Genomic DNA, 21,442 nt, shown 5'->3' with positions numbered 1-21,442 from the left:
TTCTTCGACCATGAGCGAGGAACGTCCCCACATTCACCGGCCGAAGGTCGAAACCTTCGACATCGCAGCTCGCACCAACGTCGATCCCAAGGGTTTCGTTCGCCCGGTCGAGCACTACCGCGAAGAACCGTGGGGGCTGTACATGGCGCGCCACGCCGACCATCCCCGGTTTCACTACCTGGAGTCCTGGATCATTCCCGAACTCGGAATTCGGGCGTCGATCCTGCACTTCACCCCGGAACATGTCCGAGACTGGGATTTCTATGTCGACATCGGCGACTTCACCCGCGGTGAGCAGGTCTGGACATCCGAGGACCACTACCTCGACCTGATCGTGCAGACCGGACGCAGCGTCGAATTGCTCGACGTCGACGAATTGCTCGAGGCGAACACCGCCGGGATTCTCGACCCGAAGACGTCAGAGCGCGCGATGCTGAACGCGGCCCGCGCTATCGACGGCATCGCCGCCCACGGTCACGATCTCGACGCCTGGCTCACCTCGGTGGGCATGCCGGTCACGTGGCGCTGAGCAGTTAGAGGGACCAGCCTGATTTCTCGGCCCACTCCCACGCCCGGTGGAAAGCGGTGTCGAACCACGGCGTCTTGACGCCCAGGTAGGCGTCGATCGCAGCGGCGTAGTCGTCGATGCCTGCGGCACTCTCGGCTGCCTTGACCTTGAGTTCGGCATACTCGGCACGCGCCGACGCATCGGCGCGAAGCCAGTCGCGGAAGAGGATCGCGAACTGCTGACCGGGCCAACCGTCCACCCGAATGTGAATATTCGCGCGGCGCCCTGGATCGGCACTGCCGTGAATCCGCTTTGCCCACACCGCCGGATCGGTTTCACCACCGAGGTACGACGGTTTCGGGTCGTCGGCGACGATGTGCTCGATCCGGGGGAACCCGGCAGCGGCCAGATCTTCCGCGAGGTCGTCGGCAACGCCGAGGTGCTCGACAGTGATCTGAATGTCGATCACGTCCTTGGCATCGAGACCAGGCACTGCGGTCGATCCGATGTGATCGATACGGCGCGCGCGGTCACCGGACGCCAGCGACAACCGGCCGATGATTCGTTCGGCCTGTGCCGGCCACGACGGGTCAGCTGGAGCCAGCTCCGGCAGTGCACGTACTACCGTGCGCTCGCGGAGGTTCTTCTCGAAAGGTACAAGTCGATTCGCCCACAGGTCGCGGACCACGTCGTCGAGTGAACCCGGCTCTCCGCTGTTGTCGAGCCACACGTCGGCAACCGCACGACGCTGATCGTCATGTGCCTGCGCTGCGATGCGCGCACGAGCGTCGGATTCCGGCATACCGCGTGAGCCCACCAAGCGTCGAACTCGTTCCTCCTCGTCGACGTAGACGATGACGACCAGGTTGAACGCCGGCGCCATCGAACCCTCGACCAACAGCGGAATGTCTTGAACGAGCACTGCATCCGACGGCGCAGACGAGATCTGCTCCATCGTCCGCGCACCGATAAGTGGATGGAGGATGCCATTGAGAGTTCCGCGTGACGTGTCGTCGGCAAACGCCAACGAGGCCAGCGCGGGGCGGTTGAGGCTGCCGTCCTCGGACAGAATCCCGTCGCCGAATGCATCGACCAGAGCGGCCAGGCCAGGAGTGCCGGGCTCGACCACTTCTCGGGCGATCAGGTCGGCGTCGACGATGACGGCTCCCAGTTCGCTGAGGATTTTCGACACTGTCGACTTACCGGCTCCGATGCCTCCAGTGAGGCCTACTCTCAACACACTCGACAGTCTCTCATCTCCGCGCCCGAGAGATTGAGACACGCCTACCGATCGAACACGCCGAGGCGTTCGAGGCTCAAATACCACAATTTCGGTGACCGTGCGGTTATGTTCTAGCGAACGCACCTGTACCTGCACCTTCTCGAGAAAGTGGACGCCATGCGAGCAGATCGCGACCATCACGGTCAGCACCGCCTCGGAATGCCGAACGGCGTGCACTGCATAGAGTTTCCCGAAGTTGCTTTTGCCCTGGCAGAGCACCGTCGTACGTGGTTCACGATGCTCGTGAGCCAAGGCCGACACAGCTTCGCATCGATGCGTAAGCGCACAGCCGAAGCGACCGCCACCTACTGGGTGCCTGCTCCCGCAAACTGAGTTTTTTCACGAAGTACAAAATGACCGGCAACCCTACGGTGCCGGTCATTTCTGTGTTCACTCACTGAGTTCTTCGCGCGCCAGTGGTACCTGACCGAGAAAAGAACCCCGCCCCTGCAAGTGCAGGGGCGGGGTTCTTCAAAGATCTCGCTTGATCAGATCAAGCGGTAATCCTTATGCGTTGCCCGACAGCTTCTCGCGAAGTGCGGCGAGCTGCGCATCGCTGGCAAGCGATCCGCCAGCGGACTCTGCCGGAGCGGAGCCGGCAGCAGCCGGAGCCTCGGCATCGTCTGCAGCAGCCGTCTCCGAGGAGTAGCCGGCAGCAGCGGTGGCAGCCTCAGCGGCCTCGTCTGCAGCGGTCTTCTCCATCTGAGTGGTGTGCATCTTGTGGCGACGCTCAGCCTCGGCGTAGCGGTTCTCCCACTCTTCGCGCTGCTTGTCGAAGCCCTCGAGCCATTCGTTGGTCTCGGGATCGAAGCCCTCGGGGAAGATGTAGTTGCCCTGCTCGTCGTACGAGTCGGCCATGCCGTACTTGGACGGATCGAACTCGGCGTTGTAATCCTCGTTGGCCTGCTTCAGCGACAGCGAGATACGACGACGCTCGAGGTCGATGTCGATGACCTTGACGAGTGCATCGTCGCCGACGCCGACAACCTGGTCCGGAACCTCGACGTGGCGCTCAGCGAGCTCCGAGATGTGAACGAGGCCTTCGATTCCCTCTTCGACGCGCACGAATGCACCGAACGGAACCAGCTTCGTGACCTTGCCGGGCACGATCTGGCCGATGGCGTGCGTGCGGGCGAACTGACGCCACGGATCTTCCTGCGTTGCCTTGAGCGACAGGGAGACGCGCTCGCGGTCCAGGTCGACGTCGAGAACCTCGACGGTGACCTCGGTGCCGACCTCGACAACCTCGGACGGGTGATCGATGTGCTTCCAAGACAGCTCGGAAACGTGAACCAGACCGTCTACGCCGCCCAGGTCCACGAATGCACCGAAGTTGACGATGGAGGACACGACGCCCTTGCGGACCTGGCCCTTCTGGAGCTGGTGCAGGAATTCGCTGCGAACCTCGGACTGAGTCTGCTCGAGCCATGCGCGGCGCGACAGGACCACGTTGTTGCGGTTCTTGTCGAGCTCGATGATCTTGGCCTCGATCTCCTTGCCGACGTACGGCTGGAGGTCGCGGACGCGACGCATTTCGACGAGCGAAGCGGGGAGGAAGCCACGAAGACCGATGTCAAGGATGAGGCCGCCCTTGACGACCTCGATGACGGTGCCCTTGACGGCCTCGTCCTTCTCCTTGAGCTCCTCGATGGTGCCCCAGGCACGCTCGTACTGAGCGCGCTTCTTCGACAGGATCAGTCGACCTTCTTTGTCCTCCTTGGTGAGGACGAGAGCCTCGACCGCATCTCCCACGGAGACGACCTCGTTGGGGTCGACGTCGTGCTTGATGGAGAGCTCACGAGAAGGGATGACACCTTCGGTCTTGTAACCGATGTCGAGCAGAACCTCGTCGCGGTCGACCTTGACGATGGTTCCTTCGACGATGTCACCATCGTTGAAGTACTTGATCGTGGCATCGATGGCGGCGAGGAAGTCCTCGGCGGAGCCAATGTCGTTAATGGCAACCTGCGGCGAGGTGACGGTTGTGGAGGGCATATGTTGAATTGCTCCGGACGAGTTGTGGTCGGTTGATGGATTTTGTCGGACGAGATGCGCATCTGTGGCGTACAAATGTTGGAAGTACTTTTGTGAAGTACTAGATCGAAGTACCCAGCTGCATCAATAACGAACAACCGAATACCGGATCACATTCCACACCACGGAAGCGCACCGCGAGCTCCCTCGGTCCAACTGATTCCGAGACCTTGGTAAAGATCCCGTATAGACAATCGGTCGGATGACAGACACTCGCGTGAGTAAGACTACGCGTCGGCTATCTTGCCGGGCAAACCCGGGTACCCTGCGCCCGCATCGCCCGTTCTACTGTGTTGTTCATGTCTGACGAGCGCCATGCCGCCGCCAATTCCATTCTCGGCACCAGCGGTGTCGGCCGGGTCCGTGTCGATTCCAGTGCCAGCGACCGTGCCAGCCGTGCGTGGTGGGACGCCGACGCCGACGATTACCACCGAACCCACGGCGAGTTTCTGGGCGTGAACAGCGCGGAAGGTGAATTCGTCTGGTGCCCCGAAGGGCTGCACGAGGGCGATCACCACTTACTCGGCGACATAGTCGACAAAGACATATTGGAAGTGGGTTGCGGCTCGGCGCCGTGTGCCCGATGGCTCGCCGGACACGGTGCTCGGGCCGTCGGTCTCGACATCTCGATGGGGATGCTCGCCCGCGGGCAGGACGCGATGAATGCCGGCGGACCGGCAGTCCCGTTGATTCAGGCAAGTGCGGAACTCCTGCCGTTTGCCGACGAGAGTTTCGACATCGTCTGTTCCGCGTTCGGCGCCGTCCCGTTCGTTGCCGATTCGCAGCGAGTGATGAACGAAGTCGCCCGGGTTCTGCGTCCCGGCGGATCGTGGGTCTTTGCCGTCAACCATCCGATCCGATGGATCTTCCCCGACGATCCCGGGCCGAAGGGCTTGACCGCGACCCTCCCGTACTTCGACCGCACTCCGTATGTCGAGGTCGATGACAACGGAGTCCCCACCTACGTCGAGCATCACCGCACCATCGGCGACCGGGTTCGTGAGATCGTCGCGGCCGGACTTCAGGTGCGCGACATCATCGAGCCCGAATGGCCGGAGTGGTTGGATCGCGAATGGGGACAGTGGAGTCCCCTGCGCGGCCAACTCTTTCCGGGCACTGCAATTTTCAGCGCCGTCAAACCCTGACGGCTACAGCAGCTTCGACAGGAACGCCTTGGTCCGATCGTGCTGCGGATTGGCCAGGAGTTCCCGGGGCTCGCCTGCCTCGACCACAACTCCCCCGTCCATGAACACCAACTGATCTGCGACCTCGCGGGCGAAACCCATCTCGTGGGTGACGACCACCATCGTCATGCCTTCTTTGGCCAATTGCTTCATCACAGTGAGAACTTCACCGACGAGTTCGGGGTCGAGCGCGGACGTCGGCTCGTCGAACAGCATGAGCTTCGGGTCCATCGCGAGAGCGCGGGCGATGGCAACTCTTTGCTGCTGACCACCCGACAACTGGGCCGGGTACGCGTTGGCTTTGGCGCTCAACCCGACCTGATCGAGGAGGTCCTTCGCTCGTTCGACAGCCTTCTTCTTACTGACGCGCTTCACCTGCGTCGGCGCTTCGATGATGTTCTCGAGAGCGGTGCGGTGCGGGAACAGGTTGAAGTGCTGAAACACCATCCCGATGTCGCGGCGTTGTTTGGCCGCTGCTCGCGGGTGGAGTTCGTACAGTTTGCCGTTCTTCTCCGAGTAGCCCACCAGGTCGCCGTCGACGTACAGTCGGCCGGCGTTGACCTGCTCGAGGTGATTGATGCAGCGCAAGAACGTCGACTTGCCCGACCCGGACGGCCCGACGAGGCACAGAACTTGGCCGGGATCGATTTCGAGTGAGACCCCTTTGAGAACCTCGAGCGCGCCGAAGTTCTTACAGACCCGGTCTGCCTTGACCATCGGTGTCATCTGCGTTCTCCTCCTGGAATATCCGGGAGTGTCTCCACTACCGTTTCTTTGCCCTGTGCGTCGGCGAGTGCCTGAAGCTGGCGAGTGGTGAGCGTCCTCGTCGACCCTTTCGAATAGTGGCGTTCGACGTAGTACTGGCCGACCATGAGAACACTGGTCATTGCGAGGTACCACGTAACCGCGACCATCAAGAGTGGGATCGGCTCGAAATTTGCACCGGATATGTCTCTCGCTCGTCCGTAGAGTTCGGTACTCAACGGCACTGCGGTCACCAGCGAAGTCGTCTTGAGCAAGCTGATCAATTCGTTGCCGGTCGGTGGGATGATCACCCGCATCGCCTGGGGAAGGACCGTTCGCCGCATCGTCTGGCCCCACGTCATTCCCAAAGCCACTGACGCTTCGGTCTGACCTTCGTTGACCGAGGCGATACCTGCACGGACGATTTCGGCCATGTACGCCGCCTCGTTCAATGCGAGTCCGATGACTGCGAAGAGAAACGCCGCCTGGAGATCTTGCATGTCGAAATGCACGAACTGATGGACGAACGGAACGCCGAGATCGATGCTCTTGTATATGGAGGGGAAGAGACCCCAGAAGACGAGCTGGACGTAAACGGGCGTGCCGCGGAAGACCCACAAATACACCCAGGCAGCGGACTTCAGCACCGGGTTCGGCGACAGCCGCATTACCGCGAGGACGATGCCCAGAACGATCGCGGCTGCCATCGACAGAATTGTCAGTTGAATGGTGACCCAGGCGGCCTTCGAAATTCGAGCGTCGAAGAGGTACTGGCGGTAAGTCGCCCAGCCGAACTGTTCATTGGTCGCCGAACCGTAGATAAAGAGCCCCACCAGGACCACCACCACGACTGCTGCGACCCATCGGCCCGGTCTGCGCAGTGGGATCGCCTTGATCGGCGCCGGATCGCCAGTCTCAGTTGTTGTCATGTTCATCAGCTTTCCGCGCCGTTGATCTTGGATACTTCGATGACGCCGGCCTCGACACTCCAGGTCTGCGCGATCTGTTGATAGACACCGTTGTCGATCAGGTACTGCATTGCCTGCTGCAGGGCGGGACCAAGGGCGGAACCCTTCACGATCGGCCAGCCGTACGGCGCGGAATCAAAGGGCTCACCGGCAGCTTCCATTCGCCCCTTACTCCGTTTGATCGCATAGCCGGTCACTGGCGAATCAGCGGACAACGCGTCGACTCGACCCAGGATGAGAGCATTGGCCGCATCGTCCTGACTGTCGTACTTGATCTTCTCGATGGGCGGCTTGCCCGCAGCGACGCATGCCTCGCTCTTGGCGGGTACTTCGTCGATGTCCTCGGTAGTTGTGGTCTGTACCGCCACTCGCAACCCACACGCATTGTTCGGGTCCACGGGATTGTCCGGCCGCTGAGCCCACTGGATACCTGCGCTGTAGTACGTGACGAAGTCGACCGACTTCTCCCGCTCCTTGGAGTCGGTGAACGAAGACATGCCGAGGTCGTAGCTTCCCGACTGGATAGCGGGGATGATCTTGTCGAAGTCGGCCTGGTTATAGACAGCTTCGACCCCGAGCACAGTCGCCACTGCGTTCATGATGTCGACGTCGAAGCCGACGATTTTGCCATTCTCATCTTTGAATTCGTTTGGTGCGTAAGGAATGTTGACCCCGACCTGCAGCTTGCCCGACTCTCTGACGTTCGGGGGCAACAGGGCGGCGATCTCGGGCACCTTCTGGATGTCAAGTGGCGGCCCCTCCGGAACGAGGCCCTCGTTGTTGGTCACACACCCGCCGCACAGTGCGACGATCAAGCCCACCAACAGGACTCGCACCACGTTGGTGCGGATACGCCCGCCACTGCTCGAGCCATAACCCACGCCACGTGGCCTTGGTGCCCGTGCGTTTTCATCGACCACGACTCTGCTCTCCACTCGTCGATCGCCGCACTTGCAACGTCCATCCGAAATTCAGTCGAACGGTAGGTTACGGCAGGAGTTCCACCGTCGCCGACTTCGCAAGATTCCGGCCTGTCGTACAAGAATCAGCGACGCAGAGTGTGTGCGTACACGACTTCGGAAAATTCGCTGGTCGATGCCAAACCGCCGAGGTCGGCGGTCGCGATACCCGACGCGATGGTCGTACGAACCGCGTCTGAAATGCGGCGTGCCGCCGCAGACAACAACCGATCTCCGCGCGCATCACCGAGCCAGTCGAGCATCATCGCACTCGAGAGGAACAGTGCCGTCGGGTTCGCCCGGTTCTTCCCGGCGATGTCGGGTGCTGCACCGTGCGCAGCCTGAGCCATGACCTGCGTCTCGGAAGCGTTGATCGATGGCGCGGTTCCGAGTGAACCGGACAGCTCGCCCGCCAGATCCGACAAAATGTCGCCGAACATGTTTTCGGTCACCACGACGTCGAAGTCTCCGCCGCGTCGAACGAGGTGCGCCGCCATCGCGTCGACGTGCTCGTCGTCGACGACTACGTGGGGGTACTCCGCGGCGACGGTTCGGCAGGCGTCGCGGAAGAGGCCGGTGGTCAGTGTCAGGACGTTGGCCTTGTGGACGATCGTGACGTGATTGCGCCGACGCGACGCCAACGCGAAGGCAGTGCGTGCGATCCGTTCGCATGCAGCGCGGGTGAACACACCGACGGCCAGGGCGATGTCTGGCGTCGGCATGAATTCGCCGCTGCCGACTGCCATGTTCCGATCCGCGTACAACCCCTCGGTGTTCTCGCGGACGATCACCAGATCCATGTCGGGGACCATCGCCTTGACGCCGGGGAACGCTGCTGCCGGTCGGATGTTCGCGAACAACTCGAACTTTTTCCGGATGACGCCGCCGGGGGTGAGTTGTCCGCGAAACCTCTCGGGATACGACGCGCTGTCATGGGGTCCGAGGATCCAGCCTTGCAGCTGCCCCAACCCATCGATGGTTTCGTCGGGAATTGGCGTGCCGTGAGTGTCGATGGCCGTACTCCCGAGCGGAAGCTCGACCCACTCGACGGGCGGAGCGTGAACCGATGACAGCGCCGCATCCACGATCTGCCGTGTCGCCGGGACGATTTCGTGGCCGATTCCGTCGCCGTGCATGAGCCCCAGCCGCATGGCCGGAGTACCGATTGCGCTCGCACCTGTCATCAGGCAATCATTGCTCACCATGGTCCAGTCGGTGGAATTGCTCCTCGATCCGGTGAGTGAGTCGGCAGTGCGAGCACAATGGCAGCTACTCGCCGACGCCGGATTACCGAGTCAGGCCTCTCATCACAGCCCGTCCAACCGTCCGCACATCACGCTGTTCGTCGCCCGTGAGATCCCCGCGGAGATCGACGAACTGTTGGTGCGGCGCTTCTCGGCCCCGGACTTCGAGGTCCGGCTGGGTGGCTACGTCGTGTTCGGCGGCAAGCAGATGGTCTTGGCGCGCTCGGTTGTTCCTTCGCGTGCACTCCTTCACCTGCACCGAGAAATAGCCGAGTCAACAGTTGGCTCGACGGCACTTCCCGCCCACGTCGAGCCCGGCGCGTGGACGCCTCATGTGACGCTCGCCCGACGCGTCGAACCTGCACGTCTGGGTGAAGCCATCGCCCTGCTGGGCACCGACGTGATTCACGGGCGCAGCGGCGGGATCAGGCGCTGGGACGGCGAACAGAAGACGGAATGGTTACTGACACCGCCGGTGTGACAGAGCGGGTTGCACGTCGGGTCACCAGGATTCCCGCGATCACCGCCAGCGCACCAACCGGCTGATTCCAGCCAACGCTTTCGTCCAAGACTATTGCGCCGAGAGCGACGCCCACCACTGGACTGAGATAAGTGACGGTGGACGCCGCAGTCGGCCCCCACCCCTGAACGACATTGGTGTTCCAGATGAATGCGAGCCCGGTCCCCAGTGCGCCCAGAGCGATCATCGACAGGACAACTGCCGGCGTGAGGTGCATCGGCGTGTTTGCGACGACCGGAGAGGCCAGAACCATCACGAAAGCACCGATACTGATCTGCACAAGCGCGACCGTACGAGTGTCGACGCCGAGAGGAAGCACGAAACGCCTGAGGTAGACAAACGAAATCCCGTACGACGCAGTCGCTCCCAGGCAAGCCACCTGCGCACTGAGGGTTCCACCGACGCCGAGATTCCACGGCGCCAACACGATCAGCACTCCACCGAATCCGAGAAGCAACCCCAGCGACTTGTATCGCGTCAGCGTCTCCCCCGGCAGAAAGGCAAGGGAGACAGCCATAGTCATCAGTGGCGTGGTGGCGTTGTAGATGCTCGCGAGTCCCGAGGACATGTCCTGCTCCGCCCAACTGAACAGCAGCCACGGAACGATGCATTGCGTCGCTGCGAGAAAAGCTAGGTGCTTCCAGACACGAAATTCCCTCGGTAGGCCGATCCGGCTGACCGCTGACACGAGAACCAGCGCGAGCGCACCGAAGACCAAGCGCCACAGAACTACCTGTGTGAAGGACAGACCTTCGAGCCCGATCTTCATGAAGAGGAAACTAGCGCCCCACACCACCGCAGCTGCGGTGTATTGAAAGGCCAGACTTGCCCTCAAAGGGTGAAGTCTCCGTGCGGACTGACGTCGTGACGAGTGTCGGGCGTTCGGCCGGCAAGAGCTAGTACGTTCAGGACCAGTAGGACCAAGAGGCTGACGACGATGATTGCCATGTGTCCAGCCTGACGGAATGTCCCACGTGGCAGTAGTGGCAGAAAAGCCAGACTTGGACGATTTTCTGCCACTTTCCCGTTTTTCTGTCACACTCGAAAGATGCTCGCGAAAGTGGTGGTCCCACTGATGCCGATGACCGAGGCGTTCGAACTCGGCGTGGCATGTGAAGTCTTCGGCTTCGACCGATCCGACGACGGCCTCCCCACGTACGACTTCTCGCTGATCGCCGCAGTTCCGGGCCCGATCCGAACGCGGTTCGGTTACAACATCGATGTTCCGTACAACCTCGATTCTCTCGACGACGCCGACCTCATCGTCGTTTCCGCCGGCGGAACCTACGACGCCGGCGACGCGTACATGTGCTCACCGAGTCCCGACTCGAGTGTCGATCCCCTGCTGGTCAAACTCAACGAGGCCGTAGCCCGGGGCGCCAAGGTGGCGAGCCTGTGCACCGGAGCGTTTGTCCTCGGCGCGGCTGGCCTACTGGACGGAAGGCGATGCACGACGCATTGGCGGCACGCAGAGAGGCTTGCCCAGACGTATCCGGAAGCCAAGGTCGATCCGGACGTGTTGTACGTGGACGAAGATCCGGTGTTCACCAGCGCAGGCACCGCGGCAGGAATCGATCTGTGCCTGCACATCGTGCGAAAGGAACAGGGTTCTCGTGTCGCCAACGGCATCGCGAGAAGGATGGTGGTGCCACCCCACCGTGACGGTGGGCAGGCCCAGTACGTCGCCACTCCCCTCACCTCGACGCCGAGTGCAACCCTTGCCCCACTCCTCGACTGGATGACGGAGAATCTCGCCCTCGACCTCACTGTCGGAATGGTCGCGGCCCGAGCGAACATGTCCGCTCGCACATTTGCCCGCCGTTTCCAAGCGGAAACGGGAACAACTCCCGCCCGCTGGCTCAGCGATCAGCGAGTACTGGCCGCCCAGCAACTCCTGGAGAATTCGGACCTCTCCGTCGATGTCATCGCGGAACGCGTCGGTTTCGGCGGCGGCGCCGTGCTTCGCCAGCACTTCATCCGGCTTCGCTGCACCACGCCCCAGGCCTACCGCCGGACGTTTCGGGCGACCGAGAACGCAAGCTGAAATCGGCTCAGGGAAGAATCAGCGGTTCCGGGGCGTTGCACACACCAACAGCCCGCACAATGGAAAGGACCCCTGTGGCCACCCAGACACTCACCCAGCAGAACTTCGACGAAACGATCAACGGCAGCGACGTCGTCCTCGTGGACTTCTGGGCCTCCTGGTGCGGCCCGTGCCGCCAGTTCGCACCGACGTTCGAAGCGTCTTCGGAGAAGCACGCCGACGTCGTTCACGCCAAGGTCGACACCGAGGCCGAGCAGGGAATCGCAGCGGCCGCGAACATCCGCTCCATCCCCACGATCATGGCCTTCCGCGAAGGCGTACTCGTGTTCAACCAGGCCGGCGCTCTTCCCGCCGCTCAACTCGAAGAGCTCGTCACTCAGGTCAAGGCACTCGACATGGACGAGGTCCGCAAGCAGATCGCAGAGCAAACCGCTTCAGCTGAATAGCGAAAGCGAGCGCGCTCCGAATCGAATTCGATTCGGAGCGCGCTCTTTTCGTAGCCAGGCTGCCTTGGCGCCGACTCAGTGAGCCGCGCTGTCCCAACTTCGACCGGTTCCCACCGAAACGTCCAGGGGTACCGACAACTCGATGGCTGTGGCCATCTTGTCCTTGACCAGTGCGGTGACTTCCTCCAACTCGGAGGCGACCACTTCGAGCACCAATTCGTCGTGCACCTGCAGCAGCATGCGCGACTTCAATCCGGCGTCGGCGAGAGCCTTCTGAACATTGATCATCGCGACCTTGATGATGTCGGCTGCGGTGCCCTGGATCGGCGCATTCAGGGCAGCCCGTTCTGCCACCTCACGACGCTGACGGTTGTCGCTGTTGAGGTCCGGCAGGTAGCGACGACGACCGTAGAGCGTCGAGGTGTAGCCGTCCTTACGTGCCTGCTCGACCACCGCGTGGAGGTAATCCCGCACGCCGCCGAAACGAGCGAAGTACGCATCCATCTGCTGCTTCGCTTCTTCGGTCGAAATCTTCAACTGCGACGCCAATCCGTAAGCACTGAGCCCGTAGGCCAGACCGTAGGACATCGCCTTGACCCGGCGACGCAGTTCAGGAGTTACCTCTTCGATCGGTACACCGAATGCGCGCGAGCCGACAAAGCTGTGCAGGTCCTCACCGGTGTTGAATGCCTCGATCAGTCCCTCGTCGCCTGACACGTGCGCCATGATGCGCATTTCGATCTGGCTGTAGTCGGCAGTGAGCAGAACGTCGAAACCTTGCCCGACTACGAATCCGTCGCGAATCTCGCGCCCCGCGTCGTTTCGCACCGGGATGTTCTGCAAGTTCGGATCGGTCGACGACAGACGTCCGGTCGCGGCGACCGTCTGGTTGAACGTCGTGTGAATGCGTCCGTCTTCGGCCACGGCCTTGAGAAGACCGTCGACGGTCACCTTCATACGCGTCGCGTCACGGTGCGCGAGAAGGTGTTCGAGGAACGGGTGTCCTGTCTTGTCGAACAGACCCTGCAACGCCTCGGCGTCGGTGGTGTAGCCCGTCTTCGTCTTCTTGGTCTTGGGCATGTCGAGTTCTTCGAACAGGACCACCTGCAGCTGCTTCGGCGAACCCAGGTTGATCTGCTTGTCGATCACCTCGTACGCGGAGTTTGCGGCGTCGGCGACTTGGGAGGCGAAACGGCTCTGAAGATCGTGCAGATGCGCGCTGTCGACGGCGATGCCGGTGGCCTCGATCTGTGCGAGCTCGATCGTCAACGGCAGTTCCATGTCGGAGAGGAGCGACTTGGACTCGATCGACTCCAACTCGGTGTCCAGTGCAGCTGCCAAGTCGAGAACGGCCTGAGCGCTGAGCATCGCGGTCTCGGCTGCTTCGGCATCGAGCTGTTCGGTGTCGTCGAGCAGTGAAAGCTGTTCCTGGCCGGATGTTTCGGCGCGCAGTTCACGCTTGAGGTAGCGGAGCGAGAGGTCGTCGAGATTGAAGCTGCGCTGGCCCGGCCGGACGAGGTATGCGGCCAGAGCGGTGTCGCTGGTCAGTCCACCGAGCGTCCAACCACGCCCACGCAGAGCGTGGATCGCCCACTTGGCTTCGTGCAGCGCCTTCGGCTGCGATGCGTCGGCGAGCCAATCACCGAGAGCTGCTTCGTCTTCCGGTGTTGCCGTCGACGCCGCGATGTACGCACATTCACCGTCGGAGGCCGCGATCGCGAGTGCAGTGACGTCGCCGGCAAACGGAGTTCTGGTTCCGAGCACCGTGACGCCGTGACGCTCACCGGTTCGCGCGTGGGCGTCGAGCCACGCGGCAACCGCACCCGGGGCAAGTGCGTCGCCGCTGACCTCGAACCCTTCCTCTGCTTCGGGCTCGGACGACGACAGGGTCGCGAACAGTCGATCGCGGAGAACCTTGAACTCGAGATCGTCGAACAACGCATGAATCTTCTCGCGGTCCCACGGGGCCAACACCAACTGCTCGGGCGTGTACGGCAACGGAACGTCGCGAACCATCTCGGTGAGCTGACGATTGAGCAGGACGTTTGCAAGGTTCTCGCGTAGCGAGTCGCCTACCTTGCCGCGGACCTTGTCCACGTTGTCTACCAGTCCCTGCAGGTCGCCGTACTCACGGATCCACTTGGTAGCGGTTTTCTCGCCGACGCCGGGGATACCGGGGAGGTTGTCACTCGGGTCGCCGCGCAGGGCAGCAAAATCCGGATACTGCGACGGAGTGAGGCTGTACTTCTCCTCGACGGCCGTCGGCGTGAATCGGGTGAGCTCCGAGACACCCTTCTTCGGGTAGAGCACAGTGACGTTGTCGGTCACCAGCTGCAGCGAGTCGCGGTCGCCGGTCACGACGAGAACCCGGTATCCGAGTGCCTCCGCCTGCGTGGTCAACGTGGCAATCACGTCGTCGGCCTCGAAACCTTCCTCGGCCATGACCGGGATGCCCAGCGCGCCGAGAACGTCCTTGGTGATGTCGATCTGGCCCTTGAATTCGTCCGGAGCCTTCGCGCGCTGCGCCTTGTATTCGGGGAACAGGTCGGCGCGAAACGTCTGACGCGACACGTCGAAAGCCGCGGCCAAGTGGGTGGGCTGCTCGTCACGAAGAAGGTTGATCAACATCGACGTGAAGCCGTACACCGCGTTGGTGGCCTGCCCACTGTGTGTCTTGAAGTTCTCTGCCGGCAGCGCATAGAAGGCGCGAAATGCCAACGAATGCCCGTCGAGAAGCATCAGAAGAGGGCGATCGTCCGCCTTGCCGGTGGTGCCGGCTGAAGCGGTGGACGTGCTGGACCGAGTTGTGGTTGCGGGGCTCACGGTTCATCAGTCTAGGGATCGCGACCGACATCGACGCCTTCGCCGTTGTTTACGCAGGAACAGACACAAGAATCGGACAATTGATGCAGCCTTCGGCCTTCGATACGGAACCGAAACATCCCGGAAATCTCAGAACCCCATCTGAAGCGAACGGAGCCGTTAGAGTCCGGAAATCGCAGCAACGAAACAATCCCTGTGCTGCGCGGCACCTTTGTCCAGACGCGCTATTCCCGACCCGCTCGGAGGACGTACGTGGCCCCACCCGTAGTGAAACGGCAGACCCTCGCGACACTCAGCCGACTACTGGCCTTTGCATTACTGACGTTCTTCGCATTACTCAGCCTGGCCGGAACTGCTTCGGCTCAGGAACCGACCACTTCCCCTACACCGCCGACCCCGACAGCATCCGCAACACCGACAGCACCGGTTCCCGACAACGCTGTCCCCGTCAGCGGCAATCTCAACAACGGCGGCACACGCCTCGAGGGCGTCACCGTCCGTGCGCTCGATTCTTCCGGTACGGAAGTCGCCACCGGAGAATCGGCATCGAACGGCCGTTGGGAACTGGCCGTGGCACCGGGCACCTACACCTTCGAGATCGTTGCCGACACACTTCCCGACGGGGTCAGTGTGCAAGCCGCTGTCGAACGCGAGGTGGTGGCCGGCCGCGCGAACACCGTGATCTTCTCGTTCGGCGAGGTACGTACCGCCTCGAATGTCAGCTTCGGCGAGAAGCTGATCCGCACGACGGTCGACGGTCTGCGGTTCGGCCTCGTGATCGCGATCGCCGGTGTGGGTTTGAGCCTGATCTACGGCACCACTGGCCTGACCAACTTCGCTCACGGCGAGATGGTGACGTTAGGAGCCGTAGCTGCCTGGGTGATCAACACGTCCTTCGGCGTTCCGCTGATTCCCGCCACGATCCTCGCGATCTTCGTCGGCATCGGCATCGGCCTGCTGACCAACGGAATCGTCTGGAAACCACTGCGTAAGCGCAAGACCGGGTTGATCGCACAATTGGTGGTCTCGATCGGTCTCGCGATTTCATTGCGCTACTTGATCCTGATCTTCTTCTCCGACCGCGCCGAACCGTTCGACGACTACCAGGGCCAGGTCGAGAAGAACTGGGGCCCGATCGCACTGACCGACGCCAACGCGATAGTCATGATCGTCAGTCTGGTCGTCCTGGTCGGCGTCGCACTGCTTCTGCAGAAGACTCGCATCGGAAAGGCCATGCGTGCCGTCTCCGACAATCGTGACCTCGCCGCTTCGTCCGGTATCAACGTCGAGCGCGTGATCATGTTCGTCTGGGGTCTCGGCGGCGGATTGGCCGCCCTCGGCGGTGTGCTGTTCGGTATCTCCGAACTCGGCGGACGCGTCCAGTGGGAAATGGGCTTCAAACTGTTGCTGCTCATGTTCGCCGGAATCACCCTCGGTGGTCTGGGAACCGCGTACGGGGCGCTACTCGGCTGCGTCATCGTGGGACTTCTGGTCCAACTCTCGACGCTCATCATCAACCCCGATCTCAAATACATCGGCGGACTTCTCGTCTTGATCGTGATCCTCGTGGTTCGCCCCCAGGGCATCCTCGGATCCAGACAAAGGATCGGGTGACGAACATGGACATCATGGGAGCTTTCCAGGTTTCCTTCGCCCAGTTGATCGGGCCGTCGGCAATCTTCTACGCACTGCTGGCAATCGGGCTGAACCTGCACTTCGGCTACGCCGGACTGCTCAACTTCGGTCAGATCGGTTTTGCCCTCCTCGGCGGCTACGGCGTCGGCATCATGACCGTGACCTACGACCAGCCGTTGTGGCTCGGCATCCTCGTCGGACTTACCGCAGCCGGGCTCCTCGCGCTCGTGCTCGGTATCCCGACGCTGCGTCTGCGCGCCGACTATCTCGCCATCGTGACCATCGCCGCTTCGGAGATCCTGCGTCTGATCTTCCGCTCGACCGCGTCGGATTCGGTGACCGGTTCCACCAATGGCCTGTTCGGTTTCGCAGACCCGTTCACCGCACTGAGCCCCTTCGACTCGGCCAAGCAGTACTCATTTCTCGGCGTGAAGTTCTACGGAGACGACCTCTGGTCGATGGTCGTGGGGTGGACGCTGGTCTTGATCTTGTGCGGATTTGTCTACTTGTTGACGCACAGTCCGTGGGGGCGCGTCCTCAAGGCGGTTCGCGAAGACGAGGACGCAGCGCGATCGTTGGGCAAGAACGTCTTCGTGTACAAGATGCAGGCGCTGGTTCTCGGCGGCGTGATCGGTGGTCTGGCCGGTGTGTTCAACGCTTTGCAGACCAAGTCCATCAACCCGGACTTCTACTCGACCGCGCAGACGTTCTTCGCGTTCGGCGCGCTGATTCTGGGCGGGGCGGCAACGGTATTCGGCCCGGTGGTCGGCGCAATGTTGTTCTGGTTCCTCCTCGCCATACCTGATGCCTTGCTGCGTCAGGCGATCTCCGGCGAAAATCCGCTGCTTTCACTCACGGAACAGCAAGTCGGGGCCACTAGGTATGTCCTGCTCGGATTGATGATTGCTCTCCTGATGGTCTTCAGACCGCAGGGAATACTGGGTAACAAGCGGGAGGTGCAACTCAATGCTTGACGCCGATACCAGAGCACAGATCTTTGCCGACGTTCCTCACCTTCCCGGATCGGCGAAACCCGACCCGGTGTTGGTCGCTGACAACGTCTCGCGGACGTTCGGCGGTCTCAAGGCCGTCGACGTCGATCACCTCGAGATTCAACGAGGGTGCATCACGGGTCTGATCGGTCCAAACGGTGCCGGAAAAACGACGCTCTTCAACCTTCTTACCGGTTTCGACCGGCCGGACACCGGTACGTGGTCGATGGACGGTCAATCGCTGGGCCGCATGTATCCCCACCAGGTAGCCAGGAAGGGAGTGGTACGGACGTTCCAGTTGACCAAGGCGCTCTCCAAACTCACCGTGCTGGACAACGTACGACTCGGCGCCACCGGCCAACGAGGTGAACGCATTTTTGCATCCCTCGTTCCGTGGATCTGGAAAGGGCAGGAACGCGAGATCACCGAACGCGCCAACGAACTCCTCGCACGATTCAAACTCGACACCAAGGCAGACGACCTCGCCGGTTCACTCTCCGGTGGGCAGCGCAAATTGCTCGAAATGGCTCGCGCACTCATGACCTCGCCCTCGGTGGTGATGCTCGACGAACCGATGGCGGGGGTCAATCCTGCTCTGACGCAAAGCCTGCTCGGACACATCAAATCATTGCGCGACGACGGAATGACGGTCGTGTTCGTCGAGCACGACATGGACGTGATCCGAGATATCAGCGATTGGGTGGTGGTCATGGCGCAGGGCAGCGTCATCGCCGAATCCACCCCGGACGAACTCTCGTCCAACACAGCCGTCGTCGACGCGTATCTGGGCAGCCACCATGACCAGGCTCTCGAGTTCGACGACAACGGAAATCCGGTGGGCGAGACGGCCGTTCTGGCCGCCGCCCTGGCTGAAGCCGAGGTCGAAACCCTCGAGTCGGGCGGGGACCTGTCGGAACCCGACGTCGACAACCTTCCGGCCGATCTCGCCGCGACGCTGGAATCGAGTCCCGAGGAACCGCGCGGAAGGCACGAGAAGCCATGAGCGAGAACCACGCACGTTCACTCACGCCTGCAGAGTTCGCCGCGACGGCCGAGGAGCATCAGCGACTGTCGGCAGGTGCCCTGCTCCGCGCCGACAGCCTCGTCGCGGGCTACATTCCCGGCGTCAACATCCTGCGTGAATGCAACTTCTTCCTGAAGGAAGGGGAAATCGTCGGGATCATCGGACCGAACGGCGCAGGCAAATCGACACTCCTGAAATCACTGTTCGGACTGATACCGGTACGCGAAGGGTCGGTCACCCTACGCGAGGACAACATCACGTCTGCGCCCGCTCACGTCCTCGTTCAGAAGGGAGTCGGGTACGTCCCTCAGACACAGAACGTCTTTCAGACGCTGACCATCGAAGAAAACCTCGAAATGGGCATTTATCTGCGTCCCAAGGCATTCGCGGAACGATTCGCCTTCGTGAGTGAACTGTTCCCTCTTCTGAGTGAACGACGAAAGGTGAAGGCCGGCGCACTCTCCGGCGGCGAACGCCAGATGGTCGCGATGGGCCGGGCCCTGATGATGGATCCGTCGGTGCTGCTGCTCGACGAACCGTCTGCGGGCCTGTCGCCCATGTTCCAGGACGAGGTGTTCATCCGCTGCAAGAAGATCAATGCTGCGGGTGTCTCGGTCATCATGGTCGAGCAGAACGCGCGCCGCTGCCTTCAGATCTGCGACCGCGGCTACGTACTCGATCAGGGTAAGAACGCGTACACCGACACCGGCGCCAATCTGATGAACGACCCCAAGGTGATCGAGTTGTACTTGGGAACGCTCGCTGGAAGCAAAGAGAAGTAGAACAGACACGAGAATGGGCCAGGGTCTAACGACCCTGGCCCATTCTCGTTGGCTGCTTACTTGCCCACGACCACGAATCCTTCTGTGGTCAGCGTGTTCTCAGGGCCGAACTTGAGCTTTCCGTACGAACCGATGGACGGTTCTCCCGAATCGTTGAAGTCCAACTCACCGGTGATGCCGTCGTAGTCGATGTCGGTTCCCGCCTTCACCAACGGCAGGCACTCGACGTAGGACGTGCACTTGGTGCCACCTTCGGTGACGCTGTTGATATTGGCTGCGATGTCGGTACCGGCCGTCGACTTCGCCTGCTCGGCAGCGAGCGCTGAGATCACCACCGCGTCGTATGACTCGCCGGCGTAGTTGAAGTCGATCAGAGAGGGGTTCACAGCCTTCAGACGATCCTGGAAGGCAGCTCCGACGTCCGTCAGGGGCGTGGTTCCCTGCATGGTGTCGAGCAACGGCTTCGCCACGGATTCGCCGAGCGCGTTACCCATGTTGCCGTCGACGCCGTACATCGCCATTCCGTCCGACGGGCCGATGCCCACTTCGTGCATGCGCGTGATGATCTTCGCCGACTCCTCGAAGCCCACCAATGCCACTGCATCCGGATTGAAGTTCTTGACTTGATCGACTTCGGAGTTGAACGACTGCGCGTTCGGGTCGTAGATGATCTTCTCGATCTGATCGGAGGGGACGCCCGAATCGATCAGATTCTTTTCGATGTTGTCCGCCAGACCCGTCCCGTACGGGTCGTTGAGGGCCATGATCGCTACGCGCTGACCACCGTCGTCCGAAATGAGCTGTGCGACGGCCTGAGCCTGTAGTACGTCCGTCGGAGCGGTGCGGAAGTACATGCCCTTGTCGGGGTAGCAGACGAATTGGTCCGAGGTGTTGGCAGGCGAGAACATCACGACGCCTGCGCTGGCGATCTTGTCGATCACCTTGAGCGAAACCGAGGACGACGCGGCGCCGACGATGACCTGAGTGCCTGCAGCCAATTCGCGGTCGACGGTGGTGTTGGCGGTGTCCGTTGTGGTGTCACCCGAATCGCCGGGAATCAGCTGGACCGGTTGGCCGAGAACGCCTCCGGCTGCATTGACGTCGTTGACTCCCAGCTGGGTGCCCGCGACCATCGGCGGCCCGAGGAACGACAAGCTGCCTGTATCGGGAAGAAGCGTACCGATACGCAGCGCTTCCGTGGACGGGGTGGCGCCGGCCTTGGCCTGCTCCGGGGTGCAATCAGTCGTGACGGATGTCGTCGCGGCGGAAGCGCCGGACGTAGAGCCACTCGAAGACGAGTCATCCGACTTGTCCGAGCTACAGCCTGCAAGTGCCAGTGATGCCGCGCCGAGAACTGCAGCAGTACGCACAAGTGTTCGTCTAGCCATCCCACGCTCCTAAGATCAGCCGGTGCTCGCGCCACCCGAACTGGCGCTCGCTGTGGGATCAGACGCTAGACCTTGGAACCGTTTCGCGATCCTTCAAGAAAGCCCTGTGACCTGACTGTTATCTGAAGGCGCACAGTGTTTACACGGCTGTAGCGCTGCGCGACGTTTCGACGGTCGACGCAGCCACTCAGTGCAGCCGGATAACCCGGACACTTTGCTCAAGCGTCCGGTTCACCGCCCAGAGTTTCCAGTACGACCTGTGCGACCGCCTTCATCGTGGAGCGCCGATCCATCGCGGCGCGCTGAATCCACTTGAACGCCTCAGGTTCGGTGAGCGCTTGGCGAACCATCAGAACACTCTTGGCTCGCTCGATCAGCTTGCGTGCTTCGAGCCGGTCGGAAAGATCAGCGACCTCACGCTCGAGCGCCGTCACCTCGCGGAAACGACTGACCGCCAATTCGACAGCGGGAACGAGGTCACTGATCGAGAACGGCTTGACCAAGTAAGCCATGGCGCCGGCATCGCGTGCGCGCTCGACCAACTCGCGCTGACTGAACGCTGTGAGAATGACAACAGGAGCGATCCGCTTGGCGGCAATCTCCGAAGCGGCGTCGATGCCGTCTCTCCTGGGCATCTTCACGTCCATGATGACCAGATCAGGCTTGAGCGACTCGGCCAACTCCACCGCAACCTGCCCGTCACCGGCCTCACCGACGACGTCGTAGCCCTCTTCGCGGAGCATCTCGACCAGATCCATGCGGATCAACGCCTCGTCTTCAGCGACGACAACACGACGGGGTGCGAGCTGATTGCCTTGCGGCTGCGGCGAATTCATGGCCACCATCCTCCTCCATCGAACCGCCC

Annotated in this window: 20 protein-coding genes; 10 read left to right on the top strand and 10 right to left on the bottom strand. The window is 61.7% G+C overall.

The features are described 5' to 3' along the window. Window positions 1–10 precede the first annotated feature (10 nt). A complete protein-coding gene (locus RE4_RS22045; RefSeq protein ID WP_060939347.1) occupies window positions 11–529 on the top strand; it encodes a ribonuclease FAU-1 family protein in 519 nt (172 codons plus the stop codon). Window positions 530–533: 4 nt separating this feature from the next. On the opposite strand, the gene coaE is transcribed toward RE4_RS22045, so the two are convergent. Further along, window positions 534–1,748: a dephospho-CoA kinase gene (gene coaE / locus RE4_RS22040; protein WP_019748631.1), complete on the bottom strand. Its 1,215-nt coding sequence runs from the start codon at window positions 1,746–1,748 to the stop codon at window positions 534–536. 159 nt (window positions 1,749–1,907) lie between these two features. Between coaE and RE4_RS22035 the strand changes: the two genes are divergently transcribed. Then, a complete protein-coding gene (locus RE4_RS22035; protein ID WP_003944056.1) occupies window positions 1,908–2,123 on the top strand; it encodes a hypothetical protein in 216 nt (71 codons plus the stop codon). Between the two features lie 174 nt (window positions 2,124–2,297). On the opposite strand, the gene rpsA is transcribed toward RE4_RS22035, so the two are convergent. Next, window positions 2,298–3,785, bottom strand: coding sequence for a 30S ribosomal protein S1 (gene rpsA / locus RE4_RS22030; protein WP_019748632.1), 1,488 nt, complete (start codon window positions 3,783–3,785; stop codon window positions 2,298–2,300). Window positions 3,786–4,123: 338 nt separating this feature from the next. Here rpsA and RE4_RS22025 point away from each other — a divergent pair, with 338 nt between their 5' ends. After that, window positions 4,124–4,969 carry a class I SAM-dependent methyltransferase gene (locus RE4_RS22025; protein ID WP_007728737.1) on the top strand — a complete coding sequence of 282 codons (846 nt, stop codon included), beginning with the start codon at window positions 4,124–4,126 and terminating at the stop codon, window positions 4,967–4,969. Between the two features lie 3 nt (window positions 4,970–4,972). Here the strand turns inward: RE4_RS22025 and RE4_RS22020 are convergent, their stop codons facing one another. The 4 genes from RE4_RS22020 to RE4_RS22005 form a co-directional block, all read right to left on the bottom strand. Continuing rightward, window positions 4,973–5,734, bottom strand: a complete 762-nt coding sequence (locus tag RE4_RS22020; RefSeq protein ID WP_003944053.1) for an amino acid ABC transporter ATP-binding protein — start codon at window positions 5,732–5,734, stop codon at window positions 4,973–4,975. After that, window positions 5,731–6,687: an amino acid ABC transporter permease gene (locus RE4_RS22015; RefSeq protein WP_003944035.1), complete on the bottom strand. Its 957-nt coding sequence runs from the start codon at window positions 6,685–6,687 to the stop codon at window positions 5,731–5,733. Before RE4_RS22015 ends, RE4_RS22020 begins: the two co-directional genes overlap by 4 nt. Next, window positions 6,687–7,559 (bottom strand): ABC transporter substrate-binding protein, encoded by an 873-nt coding sequence (locus tag RE4_RS22010; RefSeq protein ID WP_060939346.1) that lies wholly within the window; start codon window positions 7,557–7,559, stop codon window positions 6,687–6,689. Before RE4_RS22010 ends, RE4_RS22015 begins: the two co-directional genes overlap by 1 nt. A 206-nt stretch (window positions 7,560–7,765) precedes the next feature. After that, window positions 7,766–8,863 (bottom strand): isocitrate/isopropylmalate dehydrogenase family protein, encoded by a 1,098-nt coding sequence (locus RE4_RS22005; RefSeq protein WP_060939360.1) that lies wholly within the window; start codon window positions 8,861–8,863, stop codon window positions 7,766–7,768. On the opposite strand from RE4_RS22005, the gene RE4_RS22000 reads away from it, so the two are divergent. Further along, window positions 8,829–9,404, top strand: a complete 576-nt coding sequence (locus tag RE4_RS22000) for a 2'-5' RNA ligase family protein (protein ID WP_021344392.1) — start codon at window positions 8,829–8,831, stop codon at window positions 9,402–9,404. The two genes, RE4_RS22005 and RE4_RS22000, sit on opposite strands and share 35 nt — an antisense overlap. Here the strand turns inward: RE4_RS22000 and RE4_RS21995 are convergent. Continuing rightward, window positions 9,349–10,278 (bottom strand): DMT family transporter, encoded by a 930-nt coding sequence (locus RE4_RS21995; RefSeq protein WP_060939345.1) that lies wholly within the window; start codon window positions 10,276–10,278, stop codon window positions 9,349–9,351. The two genes, RE4_RS22000 and RE4_RS21995, sit on opposite strands and share 56 nt — an antisense overlap. 213 nt (window positions 10,279–10,491) lie before the next feature. Between RE4_RS21995 and RE4_RS21985 the strand changes: the two genes are divergently transcribed. Beyond that, window positions 10,492–11,487, top strand: coding sequence for a helix-turn-helix domain-containing protein (locus RE4_RS21985; protein WP_020969741.1), 996 nt, complete (start codon window positions 10,492–10,494; stop codon window positions 11,485–11,487). 74 nt (window positions 11,488–11,561) lie between these two features. Then, complete coding sequence (trxA, locus tag RE4_RS21980) at window positions 11,562–11,933, top strand: thioredoxin (protein ID WP_003944106.1); 372 nt, start codon at window positions 11,562–11,564, stop codon at window positions 11,931–11,933. Between the two features lie 75 nt (window positions 11,934–12,008). Here the strand turns inward: trxA and polA are convergent, their stop codons facing one another. Then, the gene (gene polA, locus RE4_RS21975; protein ID WP_021344394.1) at window positions 12,009–14,756 is read right to left on the bottom strand and encodes a DNA polymerase I; all 2,748 of its coding nucleotides are present in this window, start codon (window positions 14,754–14,756) and stop codon (window positions 12,009–12,011) included. Between the two features lie 303 nt (window positions 14,757–15,059). Here polA and RE4_RS21970 point away from each other — a divergent pair, with 303 nt between their 5' ends. Genes RE4_RS21970 through RE4_RS21955 form a run of 4 tightly spaced genes read left to right on the top strand, consistent with a single transcriptional unit; the run spans window position 15,060 to window position 19,189 of the window. After that, window positions 15,060–16,370, top strand: coding sequence for a branched-chain amino acid ABC transporter permease (locus RE4_RS21970; RefSeq protein WP_037120375.1), 1,311 nt, complete (start codon window positions 15,060–15,062; stop codon window positions 16,368–16,370). Window positions 16,371–16,375: 5 nt separating this feature from the next. Next, window positions 16,376–17,365 carry a branched-chain amino acid ABC transporter permease gene (locus RE4_RS21965; RefSeq protein ID WP_003944088.1) on the top strand — a complete coding sequence of 330 codons (990 nt, stop codon included), beginning with the start codon at window positions 16,376–16,378 and terminating at the stop codon, window positions 17,363–17,365. After that, complete coding sequence (locus tag RE4_RS21960) at window positions 17,358–18,386, top strand: ABC transporter ATP-binding protein (RefSeq protein ID WP_029255470.1); 1,029 nt, start codon at window positions 17,358–17,360, stop codon at window positions 18,384–18,386. The genes RE4_RS21965 and RE4_RS21960 overlap by 8 nt, the downstream gene beginning before the upstream one ends. Beyond that, a complete protein-coding gene (locus tag RE4_RS21955) occupies window positions 18,383–19,189 on the top strand; it encodes an ABC transporter ATP-binding protein (protein ID WP_007728720.1) in 807 nt (268 codons plus the stop codon). Before RE4_RS21960 ends, RE4_RS21955 begins: the two co-directional genes overlap by 4 nt. A 56-nt stretch (window positions 19,190–19,245) precedes the next feature. Here the strand turns inward: RE4_RS21955 and RE4_RS21950 are convergent, their stop codons facing one another. Together RE4_RS21950 and RE4_RS21945 are read right to left on the bottom strand one after the other, a co-directional pair. Next, window positions 19,246–20,577, bottom strand: coding sequence for an ABC transporter substrate-binding protein (locus tag RE4_RS21950; RefSeq protein WP_003944031.1), 1,332 nt, complete (start codon window positions 20,575–20,577; stop codon window positions 19,246–19,248). Between the two features lie 218 nt (window positions 20,578–20,795). Further along, window positions 20,796–21,413, bottom strand: a complete 618-nt coding sequence (locus RE4_RS21945; RefSeq protein ID WP_003944029.1) for an ANTAR domain-containing response regulator — start codon at window positions 21,411–21,413, stop codon at window positions 20,796–20,798. Window positions 21,414–21,442: the final 29 nt, after the last annotated feature.

Source organism: Rhodococcus erythropolis NBRC 15567 (genome assembly GCF_001552595.1).
In the GTDB taxonomy this organism is placed as follows: domain Bacteria; phylum Actinomycetota; class Actinomycetes; order Mycobacteriales; family Mycobacteriaceae; genus Rhodococcus_F; species Rhodococcus_F erythropolis.
This window is presented reverse-complemented; position numbering and strand designations above follow the sequence as displayed.